Raw genomic sequence first — 22,084 nt, forward strand, 5'->3', positions numbered from 1 at the left:
CGTTGACCGCTCGGGCGCGGTGCAGGCGGAGGCGAGGGGGAGGAGGAGCGACGCGAAGAGCGTGGTTCGCGTGAAGAGCGTGGTTCGAAGGAGGAGCCGTCGTGCTGTCCGGGAACGAGGCGTTGTCATTGCCTCAGACTATCGACGTGGTGCGTGGCCCTAGCGCGAGCATGGCCTCGGAGCACGCTACGGGCGTGCGTTCATGTCCGGATGGCGTGAATGAGGGTGGATTCCATACCGCATGCATTCACGGTTTCAGCCGCTCTGCTTTTTCGGCATCACGTGCCTTCGGGTCAGAGACGTTTCAGGTAGGCGACCAGATCCTTCTTCTGATTGGCAGTGAAGGCTTCGGGAGGGCCGATGTCGCCATCGGGATCCTGTTCTTTCTCGCCGGGCTGGGTGAAGGAGGGGAACTTCGAGAACAGGTGGTCGCTGTAGAGGTCGACCACCTCTTCGAGGGTCTCCGAGATGTTGTTGTGCCAGTAGGGGGCAGTCTTCGCGATGCCGCGCAAGGTCGGGATGTCGAATGCCTCGAAGTCGTACGGGTTTCCGGTGATCGCGGCGCGCCCCGGATCGGTGGTGAAGAGCTGCGGGAAGAAGTTCGGGCCCGAGATCGGGTTGCCGTCGTCGTCGACGGCGAATTCGAAGGGATTGTCGGGAGGGAGCGCCGGCGGGAGATCCGTGACGATCTCGGTGCGAGAAGCGTCCTTGTAGAACCGGAACCGGTAGCTGGGGAAGCTCACGTCTCTCGTGAAGCTCTGGTGCTCGGTCGCGCCGATCTGGACCAGAAAGTTCTCCATGGCCGAGCCGATGTTGATGAACTCGTTCTCGGGTTCATGGGCGAGCACTGGCGTCGGGGGATCGGTGGCAGGGACCTGGTACAGGACGTTCCCGTCTGCCTTGAGGGCAGGGAACGCCAGTGCGTGAATCTCGCGGTCCTTGATCTTCGTCTTGCTGGCGCCGCCATGACAGGCCTCGCAGGTCTTCTCGTACAGTTCCTTGCCGCGCTGCTCCTGTGGAGACAGCGAGAGCGAGGCTTCGACGTCGCCGAGGTCGTCGAAGGCGACCCCGCTCGCGAGTTCGTCGGCGATCTTGCGGGCTCGGTCCGACGTGAAGATGCTGCGCTCGAACGCCGCGATGCGAGCGAGATCGGTCTGGCTCACGGCGCCGCCTTCGCTGTGTCCGGTGATGGCCTCTTGCGCTTGCTCTTCGAGCGTCTCGACGCGTCCATCGAGCTGATAGGGGGCGGTTAGCGCGGCGTCGGCGATGGAGGGCACGGAGCGCCACACGAAGATCCTGCGATCGGCGGCGGTGATGACGTTACCCACCTCGTCGAGCTGGTCCATGTTGTCGGGCAGCGTGATCCACACCCGCACGAGCCCCTTCTTGAGATGGTCGAAGGTCAAGGTTTCGGCCGTGGGGTCGTCGGCATCGATGGCCGCGAAGAGGGGATCGTTCGGGTTCGTTTCAAACCGTCGGACGACGTGCTCGGACGTCAGGGCAAAGTTGTCTTCTGGCACATGGCAGGTGGCGCAGGAGCGGCCGTTGGTGCTCTGGAAGGCTTCGTTGAAGAGCGGCTCCACCGTGGTGGTCGGCTGGCTCGGTGCCGGGTCGGTGCCGCATGCGCTCACCGCGACGAGCATGGCGGTGCAGAGGGCCCCCCACAGGAAAGGGCTGCTGACGAGGTGCGGGTAGCACGCGCGTGCGAGGGGAGGGAGAGCACTGCGAGGAGGACGTTGGATCATGGGGGCTCCGTCGGCTGGGGGAAGCAGGCGCCTCGGGGCACTCTCGCATCGGGCACGCTGCTCTTCGATTCGCTACCGACGAGGTGTCGCGCGCTTCCGACGAGCCGTGACGTGATGCGCATGAACCGTGAAGCAGAACGCGCGAGCCGCGCGCAGGAGGTGGAGTCACCGAGGATGTGCAGGAGGTGGAGTCACCGAGGAGGTGCAGGAGGGGGAATCACCGAGGAGGTGCAGGAGGGGAGTTGCGGTGGGCACGCCTCACCGGGTGATGGCGGGGATCCCCGGAGCCAGGCTGTCGCGAGGGTGGTGGGGGGTCAGCGACGGCTGCGCTGAGGCTGCGCGGTGTCGCTGAGGGCGCGTCGACGCCGGGTGATGAAGGCACTCAGGGCCGCGAACGACAGGGCGGCTGTGGGGGCAGAGAGAGGCGCTTTGCCGTGGAAGGAGCATCCACCGCCCTTGCTGCGATCGTCGCCACCCGAGGTGCTGCTGCTGCCACCCTGACTGCTGCTGCCGCCTTCGCCGACGTTACCGCCTTCGCCGGCGTCACCACCAGCACCGGCGTTACCACCTTCACCGGTGCTGCCGCCTCCACCGGTGCTGCCGCCTTCACCAGCGGCGAGGGTGGTGATACAGATGTCGTTCTCGCAGGTGCCGTCCTCGGGGCAGGTCGCCGAGGTGGTGCAGGGGATCCAGCCGATCCGGCGGTTCAGGATGCGCTCGGCGCCGTGGGGGGCTCCGGCGTCGAAGCGGGAGTAGGCGACGACGGCCTCGACGGGACCCGTGCTGAGGGCCGGGGGGCCTTCGATGCCGGGCTGGTCGGCGAGGACGAAGGTCGGAGAGGCGGTGCCGGCGCTGTCGACGATGGTGGCGTGGAGGTCGATGGCCAAGGGGTCGGTGAGCGAGGTGCGGTGCCGAAAGGCGACGAGGCAGTGGCCGTCTTTGCAGGTGGTGGCGGGATGGGTGCCGGTGGGGCCGTTGGTCCAGAACACGGGGTTGTTGGAGCGGAGATGGGTGGCAGGGGAGAGGACGATGCCTTGCGGGTCGAGGACGTCGCCCATCGGGGTGACGCGCGCGGCGTGCACGGAGCCGTCGCCATGGTCGCCGACGAAGTTGAGCAGGTTCTCCCAGACGACGAGGTACTGCGCGCCGTCGAAGCCGAGGGTGGCTCGGTGGGTGATGGCGCCGGGAGGGGAGATGGGGAAGCCGGTGGGGTCGAGGTTCTGGCCCTGGGCGGTGAGGCGGGCGCCGGAGAGGGGGCCGCTCCGCCCGAGGTCGAGCCAGACGAGGAGGTAACCGTCGCCGTCGGAGGCGAGGGCAGGGCGGAGGCCGAACATGTTGCCGGGGTGAGAGGTGAGGTCGAGGAGGGGGCCATGGGTGCCGTCCTGCGCGATGAGCACGCCCTGTACGCCGTCGAAGCCGTCGGCGACCAGGAGGGCGCCGTTGCCGTTGGAGGCGAGGCCGAAGGGCTCCTGGTCGTACGAGGCGAGGGGGAGGCGGATCGGGGTGGGGTCGAGGCGCTGGCCAGAAGGGCTGATGCGGGCGTACTCGGCGTCGTAGACGATGTCGCTGGGGCCGCCGAGGTACGAGGGAAAGCTCCACCAGGCGACGAGGGTGTTCGCGCCATCGAAGACGGCACGCGGGGCGAACTGGAAGCCGATGCCGGTGGCGATCTCGATGCCGGTGGGGTCGAGGAGGGTGCCGTCGGGGGAGACGCGGGCAGCGAGGATGTCGGTGCCGCGCTCGTTGATGACGTAGGCGCGATCGTCGGCCCAGACGACGAGGTGGTTCACGCCATCGAAGGCGATGGCGGGCTGGGTCTGGCCATTTCCGCTGGTGGCGAGGAGGAGGCTCGGGGTGTCGAGGACGCTGCCGTCGTTCGCGAGGCGGGTGCCGCGAATGCCGGTGCCGCCCGTCCAGTCGAAGGTGCTCTGGTCGGTCCAGACGACGAAGGCGCCCGCGCCGTTGGAAGCGATGGCGCTGTCGATGGCGGCGTCGATGAGGAGCACGCCGTCGGGATCGAGGACCGCTCCAGAGGGGCTGATGCGGGTGGTGTAGAGGGTCTGTGCGAACTCCTCGAAGGCGCCGCGGGTGAAGGTGAGGACGGTGTTCTGGCCGTCGAACGCGGCCTCGGGGGAGGCGTAGAAATGGTCGAGCGCCGGTTCGTCGGCGACGAGGATGCCCGCGGGGTCGAGGACTGCGCCCTGGGGGGTGACGCGGGTGGCTTCGAGGCGGTTGTAGTAGTGCTGGTGCGCGGAGTCTTTCCAGGCGACGACGTAGCTCGTGCCGTCGAAGGCGACGGTGGGGGTGCGCTGGCCGGCAGGGCCCGGGTTCGGGGGGCCGATGGTGAAGGGAGGGACGTCGAGGAGCGTGCCCGAGGGATCGACGCGGACGCCGTGGATGCGTCGATCGCTGGCTTGCCAGACGACGAGGGTGTTCGCGCCGTTCGACGCGAGGGCAGGGCGGGCGTCGATGCCGTCGTAGACAGGGAGTCCTGCATCGAGGAGGGTGAGGCCGAGGACGGCACCCGTGGGGCTCACGCGCGCGAGGTGGGTGCCGCCGCCGAGCCACGTGACGAGGAAGCTCGTGCCGTCGAAGGTGGCAGCAGGATTCCTGGTGGCGTCGGTGGCAGCGGCGATGGTGAAGCCCTGCGGATCGAGGAGGCCGTCGGTCGGGCTGACGAGGGCGCCGCGGAGGGCCTCCGGGCTCAGGGCTCTGTGGACGACGAGGTAGTTCTGGCCGTCGAAGGCAACGGTGGGTGAGCTGCCAGGGCCGAGGTAGATGCCGACGGGATCACGGACGGTGCCGTCGGCCGTGACGCGGGTGGCGAAGGTGCTCTCGACGGGGGTGCGGGTATCGGTCCAGGCGACGAGGTAGCCCGCGCCGTCGAAGGCGAGGGCCGGGTGGCTCTGGGCGCCGGAGGCCTGGCCGAGGAGGGGCTGGTCGAGGCCATCTTCGGGGGAGAGGATGGGGTCGAGGACGGCAGGGTAGGCCGAGGCGGCGAGGACGTCGGCAGGGACGCGCAGCTCGAGGGCAGAGGCTTCGGGGAGGGCGTGGACGGTGATGGGGGTGGTGGTGCCGCGGGCGTCGATCCAGGTGGCGAGGCCGACGCGGACGCCGAGGCCGGTGGCGTCGTCGCGGTAGTGGTGGCCGAGGGAGGTCTGGCCAGCGTAGCGCTGGCCGCCGACGCGGAGGCGGACGGTGAGATCGCCCTGGCCTTCGGGAGGGCTTGCGAAGGCGTAGCTGAGGGAGAGGCCTTCGTCGGTGTTGTGGAGGTGTTCGATGGCGAAAGGGCCGCGCGGGATGGCGAGGTGGCCATCGCGCTCGATGCGAGGGGCGTCGGCGCCAAGGAAGGCGCGGTCGCCAAGGAAGGCGTGGTCGCCACGGAGGGCGCGGTCGCCACGGGCGAGGTGGGTGGTGGCAAGGGTGAGGGGAGCGCCGATCTCGGGCGGTTCATGGGCCGTGACCGCGCGGGAGACGGGGAGGCGTGAGGTCGTCACATGAACGTCGGTCGTGCGATGCGCTCTCTGGCGCGCATGAAGGACCGGGACGATCTCGACACCCGAGGAGGTGACGCGAGCACGGTAGGCGTCACCGCCGCCCGTGAAGTCGTGGCCTTCGGGTCGGAAGGCGAGGCGAACCGTGCGCATGACGGTGCCGAGGTCGAGCGGCGTGCCGAGGTGCACGGCCGAGGGTGCGCTGTCGTCCGTCGCCAGATTTCCTGGTGGCGCTGTGGTGTCGGGCTCGGTGCAGGCGGCGAGGATGGAGGGGAGGAGCGCGGTGAGGAATGCGTTGCGAAAGACGAGGTGTCGCTCTGTCTCGGAATGGGGGTTCGTCATTGCCACACATTATCTGGAAATGGCGATTGCGCGTACGTTGTTGGGCCTGGACCTCTGCATGACGCAGAGGGCGCGCGTCGTGCAAGGTCCAAGGTGCACAGGGGGTGAGCGACCCAGAGAGACGTGGTGGGATGCTTGCGGTGCGATTGGATGGGTCAATGCTGCTGTGCTGTGCAAGTGGCCCAGGGCAATACCTTGTGCACATGCTGCTCAGCTGAATGCGATGGTTCAGCGGTCACCTCGCGTTCCAGTCGAGCTGCGTGCTTCGAGGGTCGAGCTGGGGGGGGCTGGTGGGGCGAGCTGGGGGTGCTTCTGGGGCGAGCTGGGGATGCTGCTGGGCCGAGCCGTGTCGGCGACGCGATTGGCTCTGCGAGGGAGCGGCACGCCCCGGCTCGACATGGATTTCGAGCGCGTGCCGCCGGGCGCTGTCGTCGGATATGCGAGAGGCGCTGGGCGTTTCAGTCGCAGACACCCTGCACGTGGATGATCTGGCAGCCTGCCTGCTTGAATTCGGCAATTCGTTTGAGAATGCTGGGGAGACGGTCTCGGGTGGCTCGCTGGTGAACGATCTCGATCTGGGTCGTGGCTGCGGCGACGCGGGGATCGATCTGCTCGATCCAGACCTCATCGCGACGGTAAGTTCCGATCGAGCGCCCGTCGACACCAAAGGTGTGCAAGCCGGAGATTCCGACGACTGCGCCTTGGTCATTCTTGAGGACGACGAAGACACCCCCGGTAAATCCGGTGAGACGGACGCGGTTGGAGGTGACCGTTCGCGCGTAGAGCTGACCGGCATGCTCCCCGCTGCGCTGCAACGTGACGTCGGTGAGCATGGTGCGTGCGCCCGAGTCCGTGATTTTCGACTCCAGATGCGCCTGAAGCGGGTGTAGCTCCGCAGCCTCGACGGTTTCGGCTGCAGCGGTGCTGGACCATCCCGTCATGCAGAGCCCTGTTCCCATCGCCATGGCGACCATGATCGCAGGAAACCTGCGTGACAGACGCCTGGGCTGGCTGCGGAGGGTGTTGTCGGGGGCACCTGGATCGCGGCTCATGCGCATGATGGCTCCTTGGGTTGAAAGCGTTCTCTTGCGTCGTTCACGATGACGCTGCTGGTCCCGACCGTTGCCTTTGTGGGACCAGCAGGACACCGGGCCTTCGAGGCGAGAGGACGGTGCGCTTCGCGGATGCGAGCTGGGATCTGTCTAAGGTTTGCTCGGGAACATCGCAAGGCCCTCCCCCGGATGCACTCTCGAGGCGAAGCGAGAACGTGGGCACCTCCTGGCTGAATGAGACGGTGGCTGCCGCGGCAGCGAGGCGGATGTCGGCGTTGCCGAGATGAACGCGGATCAGGGGATGGGGGTCATGTCTGCCGCGCGTGGCGACGTGATGGAGCGGCGGCGTCGCGCGACGAGAAGCCCGAGCGCGGCGAAGGACAGGAGAGCTCCGCCGGAAGAGCGAGATGCGCGGCCGTCGATGCGGCATCCGCAGCCTGCATCGTTTCCAGGGGTCTCCGTGCTGCCACCTTTACCAGCGCCACCACCTTCACCAGCGCTTCCGCCTTGGCCCGTGCTGCCGCCCTGACCCGTGCTTCCGCCTTGGCCCATGCTGCCACTTTGGCCGGAGCTGCCGCCCTGACCCATGCTTCCGCCTAGGCCCATGCTGCCGCCCTGACCCGTGCTTCCGCCTAGGCCCATGCTGCCGCCTTGACCCATGCTGCCGCCCTGACCCGTGCTTCCGCCTTGGCCCATGCTGCCGCCTTGGCCAGCACTGCCGCCTTGGCCAGCACTGCCGCCTTGGCCAGCACTGCCGCCTTGGCCAGTACTGCCGCCTTGGCCAGCACTGCCACCTTGGCCAGCACTGCCACCCTGGCCCCCGCTGCCGCCTTGGCCAGTCGCTACAGGGGAGACGCAGACGCCTTCGTCGCAGAGGCCGTCGGCGGGGCAAGTGTCCGAGGTGACGCAGGGAATCCAGCCAATCCTGCGGGTCAGGATGCGCTCGGCGCTGTGGGGAGCGTGGGCATCGAAGCGGGAGTAGGCGACGACGGCCTCGACGGGGCCAGCGCAGAGGGCAGGGGGACCTTCGACGCCAGGCTGGTCGGCGAGGACGAAGCTCGGTGAGACGGTGCCCGAACTGTCGACGATTGCGGCGTGGAGGTCGATGGCCAAGGGATCGGTGGTCGACGTGCGATGCCGCCAGGCGACGAGGCAACGTCCTGGGATGCAGGTGGTCGCAGGGTGGGTGCCGGACGTGAGGTTGGTCCAGAGGAGGGGTGTGTCGGCACGGAGGTGGGTGGCGGGCGAGATGACGAAGCCTTGGGGAGCGAGGACGCCGCCCTGCGGGGTGATGCGTGCGGCGTGCACGGAGCCGTCGCCGTTGTCGCCGACATCGCTGTAGTTGAGGAGATTTTCCCAGACGACGAGGTAGTTCGTGCCGTCGAAGCCGATGTCCATCGTGTGGGCGATGGCGCCTTGCGGGGTGATGGGGAAGCCGGCAGGGTCGAGGTTCAGGCCCTGGGCGGTGATGCGCGCGCCGCGGAGTGGGCCTTTCCTGCTGTTGCTGCGCCACACCAGAAGGTAGCCATTGCCGTCGGAGGCCACCTTCGGCCAGAGGCCGTACCAGCTATCCGGGTAGTAGACGAGGGAGAGGGGCTGCCCGTGGGTGCCGTCCTGCGCAATGTGGACGCCCTGCACGCCGTCGAATTCGTCAATGACGAGGAGGGTGCCGTTCCCGTTGGAGGCCGCGCCGACGATCTTGTCGTTGAAGCTCAGGATCGGGACCGTGACCGGGGTGGGGTGGAGAAGCTGGCCTGTGGCGTCGACGCGGTTGTACTGCAGCTCGAAGACGAGGTCGCCAGGTCCGCCGATGGGATAGGGGGTGCTCCACCAGGCGACGAGGGTGTTCGCGCCGTCGAAGATCGCGCGCGGGGAGAGCTGAAAGCCAGGGCCGGTGGCGATGGGGATGCCGGTGGGATCGAGGAGCTCACCTTCGGGCGTGACGCGGGCGCCGAAGACGTCGATGCCGCGGCCGCTGGTGTCATAGGCGCGGTCGTCGCCCCAGACGACGAGGTAGTGGGTCCCGTCGAAGGCCACCGAGGGCTTGAACTGGCCGTTGCTGCCGGTGGCGAGGAGGAGGTTCGGGGTGTCGACGACGGTGCCGTCGCTCGCGATCCGTGTGCCGCGGATGCCGGTGCCGCCGAGCATGTCGTAGGTGGTGACGTCGGTCCACACGGCGAAGACGCCAGCGCCGTTGCCGACGATGGCGCTCTGGCTGGTGTGGTCGGCGAAGAGAACACCCTGGGGGTCGAGGACGGTGCCCGAGGCAGCGAGGCGCGCGCGGCGGAGGGACGCCCAGGGGTGTCCGTGCTCGCCGTGGGTCCAGGTGAGCACGGTGTTCTGGCCGTCGAAGGCGGCTCGCAGGTGAGCTTGGTACATGGCGGGGTCCGGTTCCTCGGCCACGACGATGGCAGCGGGATCGAGGACAGTGCCCTGGGGCGTGACGCGGGCGGCTTCGATGCGGTACTGGGAGTACTCCTGCAGGGAGTCTTGCCAGGCGACGACGAAGTTCTGGCCGTCGAAGGTGGCGGTCGGTCTGCGCTGCCCCAGGGAGCTTGCCGTCGGGGGGCCGATGAGGAAGGGGGTGGCGTCGAGCTTGGTGCCGGTGGGGCTGACGCGGACGCCCCGGATGCGGTGGTCCTGGGTTTGCCACACGAGGAGGCTGTTCGTGCCGTCGGAGGTGAGCGCCGGGCGAGGGTCGTGGCCGGTGTTGGGTGTGAAGGCGCTGTCGATGACGATGCCCGTGGGGTCGAGGACGGTGCCGCTGGGACTGACGCGCGCGAGGTGGGCGCCGATGGCGAGCCAGGCGACGACGAAGTTCTGGCCGTCGAAGGTGAGGACCGGGTTTCTGGTGGACGAGTTGGTGGCGACGATGGGGAAGCCACCGGGATCGAGGATGCCGCTCACGGGGCTCACCCGGGTGCCACGGAAGGTCTGCGTGAGCGTGGCGTTCTGGACGACGAGGTAGTTCACGCCGTCGAAGGCGACGCTCGGGGCGAGGCCCGGGCCGAGGTCGATGCCGTGGGGATCGAGCACGTGACCATCGAGGCTGACGCGGGTGGCAAAGATGCTCTCGATGGGGGTGCGGGTGTCGCTCCAGGCGACGAGGTAGCCATTGCCGTCGAAGGCGACGGCGGGGTCGCGCTGGGCGCCCGAGGCCTGGCCGAGGAGGGGCTGGTCGAGGCCGGATTCGGGGGAGAGGATGGGGTCGAGGACGGCGGGGTAGGCCGAGGCGGCGAGGACGTCGGCAGGGACGCGGAGTTCGAGGGCAGAGGCTCCGGGGAGGGCGTGGACGGTGACGGGGGTGGTGGTGCCGCGGGCGTCGATCCAGGTGGCGAGGCCGACGCGGACGCCGAGGCCGGTGGCGTCGTCGCGGTAGTGATGCCCGAGGGGGGTCTGGCCGGCGTAGCGCTGGCCGCCGACGCGGAGGCGGACGGTGAGGTCGCCGTGGCCCTCCGGGGGGTTGGCGAAGGAGTAGCTGAGGGAGAGGCCTTCGTCGGTGTTGCGGAGGTGCTCGACGGCGGAGGCGCCACGCGGGATGGCGAGGTGGCCGTCGCGTTCGATGCGCGGGGCGCCAGCGTCCAGGAAGGCGTGGTGGCCGCGGGCGAGGTGGGTGGTGGCGAGGGTGAGGGGAGCGCCGAGCTGGAGAGGCTTGTTCGGCGCGGCCGAGAGAGCGTCGACGGTGCGCTCGGGGGCGGTGAGCGGTGCGTTCTGGCGGGCATGACGGACGGGGGTGACCTCGATGCCGTCGGCGGCGACGCGGGCGCGGTAGGCATCGCCGCCGCCGGTGAAGTCAGCACCCTCGGGTCGGAAGGCGAGGCGAACGGTGCGCATGACGGCGCCGAGATCGCGTGGCGCGTCGGTGCGCGCGGCGGATGGCCGTGCGTCGTCCGCTGTCGATGCGGGGTGCGGCGCTGTGGGCTCCTGGCCAGTGCAGGCGGAGACGACGGCGGGAAGGAGGGAGGCGAGGAGCGTGATCCGATGGACGAGCCGAGACTCTGTCCGGGAAGGAGGCGTCGTCATTTCATCATCCTGTGGGCATGGCTGTGGCGAGGTTCGCAGTTTCGACGCGACGCACGTGATCGCGTGCATTCATGACCGGCTGGTTGTGTCGCGGCTCCGTGCCCGTTCGTGGTGCGACGGAAGTGCATTCACGGAGACGGTGCTGCTGGCTCCTTTCAGGCATCGAGCAAGTCGAACCGGGGATTGGCGTTGCGTGCATCGAGCTGGCCGAAGTGCAGTGGTGAGTGGATGGTCTGGTTTCCCTGTGAATCCAGCACGGTGCTTGCTGGCCGGCGCTGAGCGCCCCCGGGGCGCGAGTTCCGTACAGGCGCCCCGGGGGAGGCTGGGATGCTGGCTAGCGCTGGCCCGGAGAAGCGTCGCGAAGGGGGCGGCGACGCCTGGCGACGAGGGCGCTCAGCGCGGCGAAGGACAGGGCGGCTGCGGGGGCGGAGAGAGGTGCTTTGCCGAGGAAGGAGCAGCTGCAGCCGCTGTCGACGTCGGCACCTCCCGAGCCGCTGGGGCTACCTCCCTGACCCGTGGTGCCACCTTCACCGGTGCTTCCACCTTCACCGGCGCTGCCGCCTTCACCGGTGCTTCCACCTTCACCGGCGCTGCCGCCTTCACCCGTGCCGCCGCCTTCGCCAGAGGCGAGGGTGGTGACGCAGACGCCTTCCTCGCAGATGCCGTCCTCGGGGCAGGAGTCGGAGGTGGTGCAGGGGATCCAGCCGACCCTGCGGCTCAGGATGCGCTCGGCGCCGTGCGGGGGCTGGGCGTCGAAGCGGGAGTAGGCGACGAGGGCCTCGACGGGGCCGGCGCTGAGGGCCGGGGCGCCCTCGACGCCAGGCTGGTCGGCGAGGACGAAGGGGGGAGAGACGGCGCCAGCGCTGTCGACGACGGCGGCGTGGAGGTCGATGGCGAGGGGGTCGGTGAGCGAGGTGCGGTGCCGCCAGGCGACGAGGCAGTGGCCGTCGTTGCAGGTGGTGGCGGGACGGGTGCCGGTCGGGTGGTTGCGCCACCACCCGGTGCCGGAGCGGAGGTTGGTGGCCGGAGAGATGACGATGCCCTGGGGGTCGAGGACGTCGCCCGTCGGGGTGACGCGTGCGGCGTGCACGGCGCCATCGCCGAGGTGACCGACGACATTGAGCAGGCTCTCCCAGACGACGAGGTAGTTCTCACCGTTGAAGGCGAGGCTCGCCCTGTGCGCGATGTCGCCGGGCGGGGAGATGGGGAAGTCAATGGCGTTGAGTCTCTGACCCTGCGCCGTGAGGCGGGCGCCGTGAAGAGGACCGTTGCTTCCGTCGTTGAGCCAGACGAGGAGGTAGCCGTCGCCATCCGACGCGAGCCCCGGGCGGAGGCCGTACCAGTTCTCCGGGTGAGAGACGAGATCGAGGACGGGGCCATGGGTGCCGTCCTGCGCGATGCGCACGCCCTGCACGCCGTCGAAGGCGTCGATGGCCAGGAGCGCGCCGTCACCGTTGGAGGCGAGGGCGATCGCGTCGGGCTCGTACGAGCCGAGAGGGAGGCGGATCGGCGTGGGGTCGAGGAGCTCTCCCGCGGGACTGACGCGGGCGTACTCGGGCTCGTGAACGTAGTCGCCGGGGACGCTGAGGTCATCGCGCAGGTTCCACCAGGCGACGAGCATGTTGGCGCCATCGAAGACGGTGCGAGGCGCAAACTGGAAGCCGTAGCCGGTGCCGATGGTGATGCCAGCCGGGTCGAGGAGCTCGCCCGTCGGGGAGACACGCGCGCCGATGATGTCGGTGCCTGACCACGCGGTGTCATAGGCGCGATCGTCGGCCCAGACGACGAGGTGGTTCACGCCGTCGAAGGCGATGGCGGGCTGGGTCTGGCCGTTTCCGCTGGTGGAGAGCAGGAGGCTCGGGTCGTCGATGGTGCTTCCGTCGCTCGCGAGACGCGCGCCTCGGATTGCTGTGCCACCCGTCCCTTCGGGGGTGGTCTGGTCGGTCCAGACGACGAAGGCGCCCGCGCCACTGGAAGCGATGGCGCTGTCGCTTGCGGCCTCGGCGAGGAGCACGCCATCCGGGTCGTGAACCGTTCCCGAGGGGCTGAGGCGCGTCGTGTAGAGGCTCAGTCCGCCATCCCAGAAGGGGCCGCGAGGCCAGGTGAGGACGGTGTTCTGGCCATCGAACGCCGCCTCGGGGGACTCGAAGCGCAGGTGGATGTCCGGCTCACTCGCCACGAGGATGCCGGTGGGATCGAGCACGGTGCCCTGGGGGGTGACGCGGGTGGCTTCGATGCGGTGGTTGGAGTACTCGCTGGAGGAGTCGAGCCAGGCGATGACGTAGTTGGCGCCATCGAAGGCGACGGTGGGGGTGCGCTGGCCGCTGGGACCAGGGTTCGGTGGGCCGATGGTGAGGGAGGGGACGTCGAGACGTGTGCCCGAGGGGGCGACGCGGACGCCGTGGATGCGTCGGTCGCTGGCTTGCCAGACGACGAGGGTGTTCGCACCGTCCGATGCGAGAGCGGGGCGGGTGTCGAAGCTATTGTATGCGGGGGGTCCACTGTCGAGGAGGGTGAGGCCGAGGACGGTGCCGGTGGGGCTCACGCGGGCGAGGTGGGTTCCGCCGCCGACCCAGGCGACGACGAAGTTCGTGCCGTCGAAGGTGGCGGCAGGGTTCCTGGTGGCGTCGGTGGCGGAGGCAATGGTGAAGCCCTGAGGATCGAGGAGGCCATCGACCGGGCTGACGAGGGCGCCGCGGAGCGCCTGGGGGTTCGGGGCCTTGTGGACGATGAGGTAGCGGGTGCCGTCGAAGGCGATGGTGGGGGAGCTGCCGGGTCCGAGGAAGATGCCGACCGGGTCGCGGATGGTGCCGTCGGCCGCGACGCGGGTGGCGAAGGTGCTCTCGACGGGGGTGCGGGTGTCGGTCCAGGCGACGAGGTAGCCGCTGCCATCGAAGGCGATGGCGGGGTGGCTCTGGGCGCCCGAGGCCTGGCCGAGGAGGGGCTGGTCGAGGCCAGCCTCGGGGGAGAGGATGGGGTCGAGGACGGCAGGGTAGGACGAGGCGGCGAGGACGTCGGCAGGGACGCGCAGCTCGAGGGCAGAAGCGTCGGGGAGGGCGTGGACGGTGACCGGGGTGGTGGTGCCGCGGGCGTCGATCCAGGTGGCGAGGCCGACGCGAACGCCGAGGCCAGTGGCGTCGTCGCGGTAGTGATGCCCGAGGGGGGTCTGACCGGCGTAGCGCTGGCCGCCGATGCGGAGGCGGACGGTGAGGTCACCCTGGCCCTCGGGCGGGTTTGCGAAGGTGTAGCTGAGGGAGAGGCCTTCGTCGGTGTTGTGGAGGTGCTCGACGGCGGCGGGGCCGCGCGGGATGGCGAGGTGGCCGTCGCCCTCGACGCGAGGGGCACCCGCGCCCAGGAAGGCATGGTCGCCGCGGGTGATGTGGGTGGTGGCGAGCGTGAGGGGCGCGCCGAGCTGGGGAGGCTCGTGCGCAGCGGCCCTGGGGGCGTGGGCTGTGTGTACGTGGGCGTTGAGCGGTGCGCTGTGCCGGGCGTGACGGATGGGGGTGACCTCGAAGCCGTCGGAGGAGACGCGGGCGCGGTAGGCGTCGCCGCGGCCCGTGAAGGCGTCACCTTCGGGTCGGAAGGCGAGGCGCACGGTGCGCATGATGGCGCCGAGGTCGAGCGGTGCGTCGGTGCGCGCAGACGTCGGCGCGCTGGTGTCCGGCCCCGGAGTTCCATCGGGTGGCGCCGTGGTCTCGGGCGCCGTGCAGGCGGCGAGTGCGGAGGGGAGGAGTGCGATGAGGAATGCGGTGCGAAGGACGAGCTTCGGCTCTGCCCCGGGATGGTGGTTCGTCATTGCTTCACGCTATCCGGAACTGGCAATGGTGCGCATCTCTTCGCGTGTCGAAAACCTGCGTGAACCAGGTCGTGTTCGTTGCGCCAGTGTTGCTCGAGTCGAGCCGACTCAGGGCGTGAGCGGCTTCCTGGAAGTACCCTCATGGTGGGCAAGGTGCTGATTGAATTGCTGAATGAGCCGCGCGGTGTCGATGGCCCGGGTTGGCGACTTGTGCCGATGTTGCGCAATTCGAGCAAATCGTGGGTGAGTGGCGTGCGACGCCGCTCCTCGTCCGGAGGAAAGCCGCGCGCTACTGGTCGATTCTGGTTGCGTTGGCGGGAGGGTTTCGGGGGCGCGGTCGGTGTTCGCCCTTGGCGACGTTCTCGTCGTCGTCGGTAGCGCGGTGAGGGCGCGGAAGAGCTGTCAATCGAGCGAGAGAGCGGGCCTCTCCGGGAGCCTCCTGCATCCGGGTGCAGAGACGGGTCGCGTGGGTGAAGTGCCTGACTCCTCAGGTGGAGGACGATGGCGCGCGTCGATGGTTGCAGGTCGTACATCTGCGTCGAGGGGCTCGACTTCGCAGGACGCGACCCTGTGGGGCACGTGTATAAGGTGCCGCATGAGGAGACCGTGATGCCCGGCTTCGACCTTCCCTACGAACCGATGCGCCGTCGGCTGTACACGCCTGCCGATCTCTTTCAAGGCTTCGATCCTGCGAACTCGGCGTCCTTCGCCCACACGGTGGATTTCGCGATCTACCAGCACTACGTCGAGCAAGGTCGCACCGCGCCGGAGAACCCGTACGTGGGCATGGTGCAGGCCATGCACGACAACACCATCACCCGGGCGAAGACGCTGTTCACGGCGGGCCGCCGCGTTGCAGCCATCATGGGCGGTCACAAGATGTCGCGCACCTCGCCGCGCTACCGGGACGTGGCGGTGATGGCGCGTCGGCTCACGCGCCAGGGGATCCTCCTGTGCACGGGCGGTGGACCTGGTGCGATGGAAGCCAGCCACCTCGGAGCGTCGCTCGCCGATGGCAGTGATCTGGATCTCGACGCGGCGCTCGCCATCCTGAGCAAGCAGCCCACCGTCCCTGCGCTCGCCGACATCGTTGCAGCCGATGGCTCCGTGGATCCGGCCTGCGTGGAGCTGGCGCATGCGTGGTTTGCGCCTGCCTTCGAGGTGGCATCGGCCATCCGTGCGCCTCACGAGAGCCTGGCGATTCCCACGTGGCACTACGGTCACGAGCCTTCGACTCCCTTCGCCACGCACATTGGCAAGTACTTCCAGAACAGCATCCGCGAGGATGGGCTGCTCGCGCTGGCGAAGCAGGGCATCATCTATGCGGAGGGCAAGGCGGGGACGATCCAGGAGATCTTCCAGGACGGCGCCCAGAACTATTACCGCACCTTCGAGTACTTCAGCCCGATGGTCCTGTTCGGCGCGACCTACTGGACCGAGACCTATCCCGTGGTGGCCGTTCTCCAGAAGCTCTTTGGCCCGGAGGACTATGAGAAGTACGTGCTGGTGACCGACGACGTCGATGCGGCCACGCATTTCGTCGAGCGGTTCGTGCCATGACCGAGATGCGAGGACAGGTGACGCCATGACATCGAAGAACAAGGGGTTCTCCTGGTGGATCCTTTTTTTCCCCGCGATATTCGTGACCGTTTTCGTTGCCTTCAGGGCGAGCGAGAAGAACATCGCGACCAATGCCGACGGCGAGCCGGCCATTGCCGAGATCACACGGGCCCCGGATGGTTCCTGCGTGGGCGTCAAGGGGAGCGCCTGTTACGCCCTCCATCTGCCGTGCATCCTCCCCAGAAAGAGCCCTTCTCCACCATCATCGACGTGAACGTGCCCCTTCGCTGGGCTTCGCGCGTTCAACCTGGCTCCTGGGTCGCCGTGGTGCTCGATCGCCAGGACGCGCGCAAGGTGTCTCTCAACGTCGAAGCTTTCGCGGATCCGGCCCCCGCCCCGCCGACGAGCGCGCGCTGAGCGAGCAAGTCTTCAGCGACCCCCCGCGCGGGTGAGGCAGGACGGTAGCGTGCTGCGGGTGAAGGGCAGCGCGCTGCACGTCCTGCAATGCCGCCTCGTGCCGAGCGCCTCCTGATATCGAGTCCCGAGAGAATGCTTCGCCACGTGCGCCATGCGCTGGCGGCCGGGAGCCGACACCGCGTGGACGCACCGCGACCGTCCGGAGCAGCGCGGCGTGCTCAACGTTCGCGGCGGGGGAGTGTCCGCGCAACCCGCCAGATGTTGCCGTGAACCTCGACGTTTCCGTCCAGAAGCGTCGTTGCGTTCCGGTGAGATTGGGACTTTGAAACAGGGGGACGATGTATGACACGACGCATCCAAGCTGGCCCACAACGAGCTTGACTTTGAACTTCGTTTTCAACAATTTGCGCGCCGCCGGAGGGGAGGACGCCTACTGCGCCCCCTCACGGTTCCCTCCCATTGCCTTCAGGAGCCGTCATGCCGCGCAATCACCATCTCCGGGAGCAGATCGCATCGTTCGCTGTTTCAATGAGCCTCGTTGGATCTCTCGCGGGGGGGACGCTCGGTTGTAGCGACGCCGGGCGCGACGGCGTGTCCACGGAGCCCGCTGCAGAGCTCTACTCGGTCGGGTCGATCGTGCAGAGCCCCGAGGGGCGCACGCTCCTGGTCCAGACGCTCCGGAGCCTCGACGAGGACACGACCAACGAGAATGCGCTCGAATTCGCCGGCAACTCCCGTCACTGGGCGCACGGCGGTGCCGTCTTCATCGGGCTCGACGAGGAGCCCACCATCGAGAAGTACGTGCCTGACGAGGCGGGCGTGCTCCAGCCCTCCGGTCGGGTGAGCTTCCTGTCCTTCGGGCTCACGAGCATTCCCGCCGGCAACATCTTCCTCGCCGAGAACAAGGCGTACCTCATGGCCGAGGGCGTCTACAAAATCATCGTCTGGAACCCCTCGACGATGGAAATCGATGGTGAAATCGATCTCGCGCCGCTGAAGCGCGAGGGATTCGACATCGAGATTTATTACCCGAATCGTGCAGGCAATCGGGTCTACACCCCATTGCGCTACGTGAACTTCGCCGCTGGCGAGATCCTGCACGAGGTCGGGCTGGTCCAGATCGACACCGATGGCGACGTGGTCGTCGCGGATGCGCACGATGATCGTTGCGTGGGGGCTTCGCAGCCCGCCATTGCAGACGATGGCACCCTGTATGTGCTCGCCGACGGGCGGAGTTACCTCGCGCAGCTCTATGCGACGCAGCGCATGACGCCGCCGCCGAAGAACTGCATCCTGCGCATTTTGCCGGGCGAGACCACCTTCGACCCGGATTTCTACACGGAAATCCAGGCGATCACGGGCGGGAAGGAGGTGGTGACGCCCCTCTGGTACGCCGGCGGCGGTGTGGGGGTCGCGAAGATGTTCTACCCGGACCAGATCCCTCCCGGGACCGACACCTCGGGCTACAAGCTCTGGTACCAGCCGGCGTTCAAGCTATGGCGCATCGAGCTTGGGGACACCGTTCGCGCGGAAGAGGTGCCGGGCGCGCCCTTCTCGATGAATGCGTTCGGTGGGGTGACACTCGATGGGAGGGTCTTCATCGGTGAGACGGAGGATGGCGCCACGAGCACCATCTATGAGGTCGATCCGGACGAGAGCCGGATCCAGTCCCACTTCGTGATGGAAGGCCTGATGCGCGACCTGTACAAGCTGCGCTGACGGCAGCAGGAGCGAGCCATGGGCACGGCGCTGCTGCTGACGGGGGTATCTCTTCTCTACGGGGCACTGTCCGAGCAGACCCCCGCGAGGCATCCCTGGATGCGTCTGGCCGGGGCGCTGCTGTGCGTCGGTGGGACCTGCGCCTTCGCGTGGAGCCATGGGCCAGGCGCGGGGGTGGCGAGCGCGCTTGCACTGATCATGGCGTGGCTGTCGCTTCTCGCGCTCGTGGTGCCGCTGTCGCCGAAGCGCAGCTGGCTGGTGGTCGAAGTCGTTCTTGCAGGGCTGTGGCTGTATGTCGTCGGGAGCTGGGCGTGAAAGTGGAAGGTGGGCGTCGATGGGCGCACGTCACCGTCGCGCTGCTGGGGGCGCCGCTGACGGCCTTCGTGCTGGTCGTGGTGCTCACGACCCTCATGCCGGGCTCGCCGGACGTCCGGCTGCTCACGGCGATGCTCTCGGTATTTCCTGTGATGGCCGCTGCGGCGTGCCTGGCCTGGTGGAGTCGGAGCAGCGGGCGGGCCTGGGTGATCTGCTTCGCGCTGATCGCCTTCTCACTCCTGGTCCATCGCCTGAAGTGAGGCGGGCATGAAGGTCTCCGAGCGCACCTTCGCGGCCTTCTGGTCGGCCCACGCATGGACCGGGATGCTCGTCTCCGTCGTGCTGTTCGTGACCTTCTTCCTGGGCGCGTTCGCGCTGTACTGGGAGGACTTCGGACGCTGGCAGGAGCCCCGGTTGCGGAGCGCCGTGCCGGCTTCGGAGGCGCAGGTCCTCGACCGGGTGCAGGAGGCGGTGGCCCAGCAGGCGGCGCGCGGCGCCGTGCGGCTGGACATGGATCTGCCCGACGAGCACGTGCCCTGGATCCTGCTGGCGACGCGGGATCGGTCCGACTTGCGGCAGTTCACGTGGATCGATCCGGCGACGGGTGCGCACATCCCCACGCGCAGCGACCTTGGGTACTTCCTGTACCTCATGCACTTCATCGGGCCGATCCGCGGCGGGATCTATCTCGCCGGGGTCGCCGCGACGGTGATGCTCTTCATCCTGGCGTCGGGCCTGGTCATCCAGTTCGACAAGCTGTTGCCGGAGCTGGCGCGGTTCCGCCCGAAGCTGCGGCTCCGGCTCTCCAGCTCGGACGCGCACAAGGTGGTGGGGGTGATCGGCCTGCCGTTCTTGCTGGTGATTGCGTGGACCGGCGCGGTGCTGTGCCTGCAGTCGGCGGTGGGGCCGTTCTTCGTGCAGACGACGCTCGGCGGAGATCGGGGCGCGCTGGATCATGCGCTGTCGCTGGGTCCCCGGGTGGCGCGGGTCGGCACGCCGGGCGAGGTCCCCGATATCCGCGCAATCATGGCCCGGGCGCGCGAGCTGCTGCCCCTGGCGCGGCACAGTGAACTCATCTTCCGCAACCTGGGCGATCGGGGTGGGGTGGTCGATGTGCGCGGAGAGCAGGGCGAGCGGTTCCTGCAGCAGACCAGCGTGCGCTTCTCCGGTCACGACGGGGCGGTGCTCTTCGTGCGACAGCCCGGGGGCCACAGCACCTACGCGCGGGCGATGGAGGTCGTCTCCTCCCTGCACTTCGGGAGCTACGGCGGGAGCGTGGTGAAGGCGGCGTACGCGCTGCTGTCCCTCCTCGCGGCGATCACGATCGTGACCGGCAACATCATCTGGATCGAGCGACGCCGGAAGCGCGGGTTCGGGCTCGGTGACATCGTGATCGTCCGGGTCACCTCCGGTGGCTGCGCGGGGCTGTGTCTTGCGGTCGCGGCGCTGTTTCTCGCGAATCAGCTGCTCCCGGACGGTCTCTCGGACCGCGTGGAGTGGGAGCATCGCGCCTTCTACTTCGCCTGGGCCGCCGCCGTGACCTACGGGCTGGCAGCGCGCTCGGCGGTCACCTCGGCGACGCACCTGCTGCTCGCCGCGGGCAGCCTGCTCTCGCTCGCGCCGGTGGTCGACGGGCTCCGCCACGGCCGCCTCCCCTTCGATCCGCGCGCACCTGGCTTCCTCTTCGGCCCGGACCTGGGCCTGCTCTTCGCGGGCGCCCTGCTGTTCGGGGCAGGCCTCGTGATCCGTCGGCTCGGCGACGCGCCCCAGAGCGGCCCTCGGCGCAGCGCCACGCCGCCCACCCCAGCCCCGCTGACGGCGATCTGCCGTCCTCTGGAGACGAGCGATGAACGAAGTGTTTGATCCGTCGGTCAGTGCCTTCCTGAACGCGCTGCTCCGTGAATGGACCGGCTGGCGACTCGTCGAGGGCGACGAGACCGCGGCCCTGGTGGAGGGGCAGGCCCGCCGCGCCGTGGAGATCCCCCTGCGGTCGCACGAGGCCGTGCTCTACGTGCCCGTGCGGCGGTTGTCGCGCGCGGGACGTCACCGCTTGCTGTCGCCGGCGCGGCTGCGGGAGCGCGATGGCGCGGTGCGCCCGGTCCCGTTCCAGGAGCTGGCCACCCTCATCGTGCAGGAGCCCGACATCGTCGGCCGGGTGACGCGCGACGAGGTGCAGCGCTTTTTGCCTCGGGTGCTCTCGAGCGCGCAGAACATCGTGCTGAACCTGGAGGCGCGCACAGGTGACCTCGAGCGCATCTTCTCCGCGCCCCTCGATTTCATCGAGGCCGAGCAAGCGCTGCTCACCGGGCACTCGATCCACCCCACCCCGAAATCGCGCGACGGCCTCTCGGACGCCGACGCCCGCCTCTACGCGCCCGAACTCGCGGGCGCCTTCCCGCTGCGCTGGTTCGCGGTCCGCAAGGAGCGCTGGGTCGCGCGCAGTGTGGAGGGCGCCGCCTCGCCCGACGACGCCGTGCGGCAGCTCCTCGGCGCCGAGTCTGTCCCCCACGACGCCGACCTCCCGGTGGCACCCGAGGGCTACGCCCTGCTCCCGGCGCACCCCTGGCAGGTCACGCGGTGGGCCAGCTCGGAGCCCGTGCAGCGCTGCCTCGCCCGGGAGGACCTCCTCGACCTGGGCGCGCAGGGGGGCTCCTGGACGGCCACCTCGTCGCTGCGCACGGTGTACTCGGCGCACTCGCCCTGGATGCTGAAGTTCAGCACCAGCCTGCGCCTCACGAACTCGCTCCGCACGCTCAGCGTTGCCGAGCTGGAGCGCGGCCTCTTGCTCTCCCGGGTGCTCACCACGCCCCAGGGACAGGAACTCGCTCGCCGCTACCCCCGCTTCCACATCCTGCCGGAGCCTCTTTACCTCGGCCTCCGCGGCGACGACGGCAGCCCGCTCGAAGAGACCACCGTCGCCTTCCGGGAGAACCCGTTCCAGGGGACGGGCTGGTCCGACACCACCATGCTGGCAACCCTGCTCCAGGACCACCCTCGGCGTGGCGTGAGCCGCCTCGCGCACCAGATTGGCACCCGGGCGCGCGCCGAAGGGCGCTCCCCCTCGCAGGCGGCGCTCCAGTGGTTCCGCGCCTTCCTCGACGTGGTGCTGGAACCCATGCTCATCGCACGCAGCGATTACGGGCTGCTCCTCAGCGCCCACCAGCAGAACCTCATCCTCCGTCTCCGCGACGGGATGCCCGAACGCGTCTGGTTCCGGGACTGCCAGGGGACCGCGTACAGCGACGTCGCCGTCCGCGTCTTCGAGGCGGACGCCGAGGCGATTGCTGCCAACACCTTCAGCGGTGAGCGCGCCGATTACTTCTTCTCGTACTCGGTCGTGATCAATGCCGTCTTCAACGTGATCGCCTCCCTCTCGATCGACGAGCTGACCGCCGAGCAGGAACTCCTCGCCGTGCTCCGCAGCTTCCTCGACGACCTGCGCCATCGCCCCCTGCGCGATCGCGGCTGCCTCGATTACCTGCTGGATTCACCGCGGCTCTGGTCGAAGGGCAACTTCTTCTGCTGCTTGCGCGCGATCAACGAATCGACGATCGACGACCCGCTCGAGATTTATCACCAGGTCGACAACCCACTCCGCCTCGCGCACACCGCGTGAGCGCA

At 68.8% G+C, this 22,084-nt stretch carries 11 protein-coding genes; 6 read left to right on the forward strand and 5 right to left on the reverse strand.

Going from position 1 to position 22,084, the window contains the following annotated elements; genetic code table 11:
* Positions 1-293 precede the first annotated feature (293 nt).
* From CMC5_RS11545 to CMC5_RS46450, 5 genes are all read right to left on the reverse strand, one after another.
* Positions 294-1,745 (reverse strand): c-type cytochrome, encoded by a 1,452-nt coding sequence (locus CMC5_RS11545; RefSeq protein WP_245678405.1) that lies wholly within the window; start codon positions 1,743-1,745, stop codon positions 294-296.
* 314 nt (positions 1,746-2,059) lie between these two features.
* Positions 2,060-5,581, reverse strand: a complete 3,522-nt coding sequence (locus CMC5_RS44275; protein WP_050430455.1) for a hypothetical protein — start codon at positions 5,579-5,581, stop codon at positions 2,060-2,062.
* A 458-nt stretch (positions 5,582-6,039) separates the two neighbouring features.
* Positions 6,040-6,639 carry a hypothetical protein gene (locus CMC5_RS11555; RefSeq protein ID WP_050430456.1) on the reverse strand — a complete coding sequence of 200 codons (600 nt, stop codon included), beginning with the start codon at positions 6,637-6,639 and terminating at the stop codon, positions 6,040-6,042.
* A 288-nt stretch (positions 6,640-6,927) separates the two neighbouring features.
* Positions 6,928-10,656 carry an RHS repeat domain-containing protein gene (locus CMC5_RS44280; RefSeq protein ID WP_050430457.1) on the reverse strand — a complete coding sequence of 1,243 codons (3,729 nt, stop codon included), beginning with the start codon at positions 10,654-10,656 and terminating at the stop codon, positions 6,928-6,930.
* A 334-nt stretch (positions 10,657-10,990) separates the two neighbouring features.
* Complete coding sequence (locus CMC5_RS46450) at positions 10,991-14,452, reverse strand: hypothetical protein (RefSeq protein ID WP_050430458.1); 3,462 nt, start codon at positions 14,450-14,452, stop codon at positions 10,991-10,993.
* Positions 14,453-15,061: 609 nt separating this feature from the next.
* On the opposite strand from CMC5_RS46450, the gene CMC5_RS11570 reads away from it, so the two are divergent.
* The 6 genes from CMC5_RS11570 to CMC5_RS11600 all read left to right on the forward strand — a co-directional run bounded on the left by CMC5_RS11570 (position 15,062) and on the right by CMC5_RS11600 (position 22,079).
* Positions 15,062-16,012, forward strand: coding sequence for an LOG family protein (locus CMC5_RS11570; RefSeq protein WP_156338470.1), 951 nt, complete (start codon positions 15,062-15,064; stop codon positions 16,010-16,012).
* Between the two features lie 945 nt (positions 16,013-16,957).
* Positions 16,958-18,148 carry a DUF4374 domain-containing protein gene (locus CMC5_RS11580; RefSeq protein ID WP_169796516.1) on the forward strand — a complete coding sequence of 397 codons (1,191 nt, stop codon included), beginning with the start codon at positions 16,958-16,960 and terminating at the stop codon, positions 18,146-18,148.
* 18 nt (positions 18,149-18,166) lie between these two features.
* Positions 18,167-18,463, forward strand: a complete 297-nt coding sequence (locus CMC5_RS11585; RefSeq protein ID WP_050430462.1) for a hypothetical protein — start codon at positions 18,167-18,169, stop codon at positions 18,461-18,463.
* Positions 18,460-18,723 carry a hypothetical protein gene (locus tag CMC5_RS11590; protein ID WP_156338471.1) on the forward strand — a complete coding sequence of 88 codons (264 nt, stop codon included), beginning with the start codon at positions 18,460-18,462 and terminating at the stop codon, positions 18,721-18,723. The genes CMC5_RS11585 and CMC5_RS11590 overlap by 4 nt, the downstream gene beginning before the upstream one ends.
* Positions 18,724-18,730: 7 nt before the next feature.
* Positions 18,731-20,326 (forward strand): PepSY-associated TM helix domain-containing protein, encoded by a 1,596-nt coding sequence (locus CMC5_RS11595; RefSeq protein WP_050430464.1) that lies wholly within the window; start codon positions 18,731-18,733, stop codon positions 20,324-20,326.
* Positions 20,310-22,079 (forward strand): IucA/IucC family protein, encoded by a 1,770-nt coding sequence (locus CMC5_RS11600; protein ID WP_050430465.1) that lies wholly within the window; start codon positions 20,310-20,312, stop codon positions 22,077-22,079. Before CMC5_RS11595 ends, CMC5_RS11600 begins: the two co-directional genes overlap by 17 nt.
* Positions 22,080-22,084: the final 5 nt, after the last annotated feature.

The organism is Chondromyces crocatus (genome assembly GCF_001189295.1).
In the GTDB taxonomy this organism is placed as follows: Bacteria; Myxococcota_A; Polyangia; order Polyangiales; family Polyangiaceae; genus Chondromyces; species Chondromyces crocatus.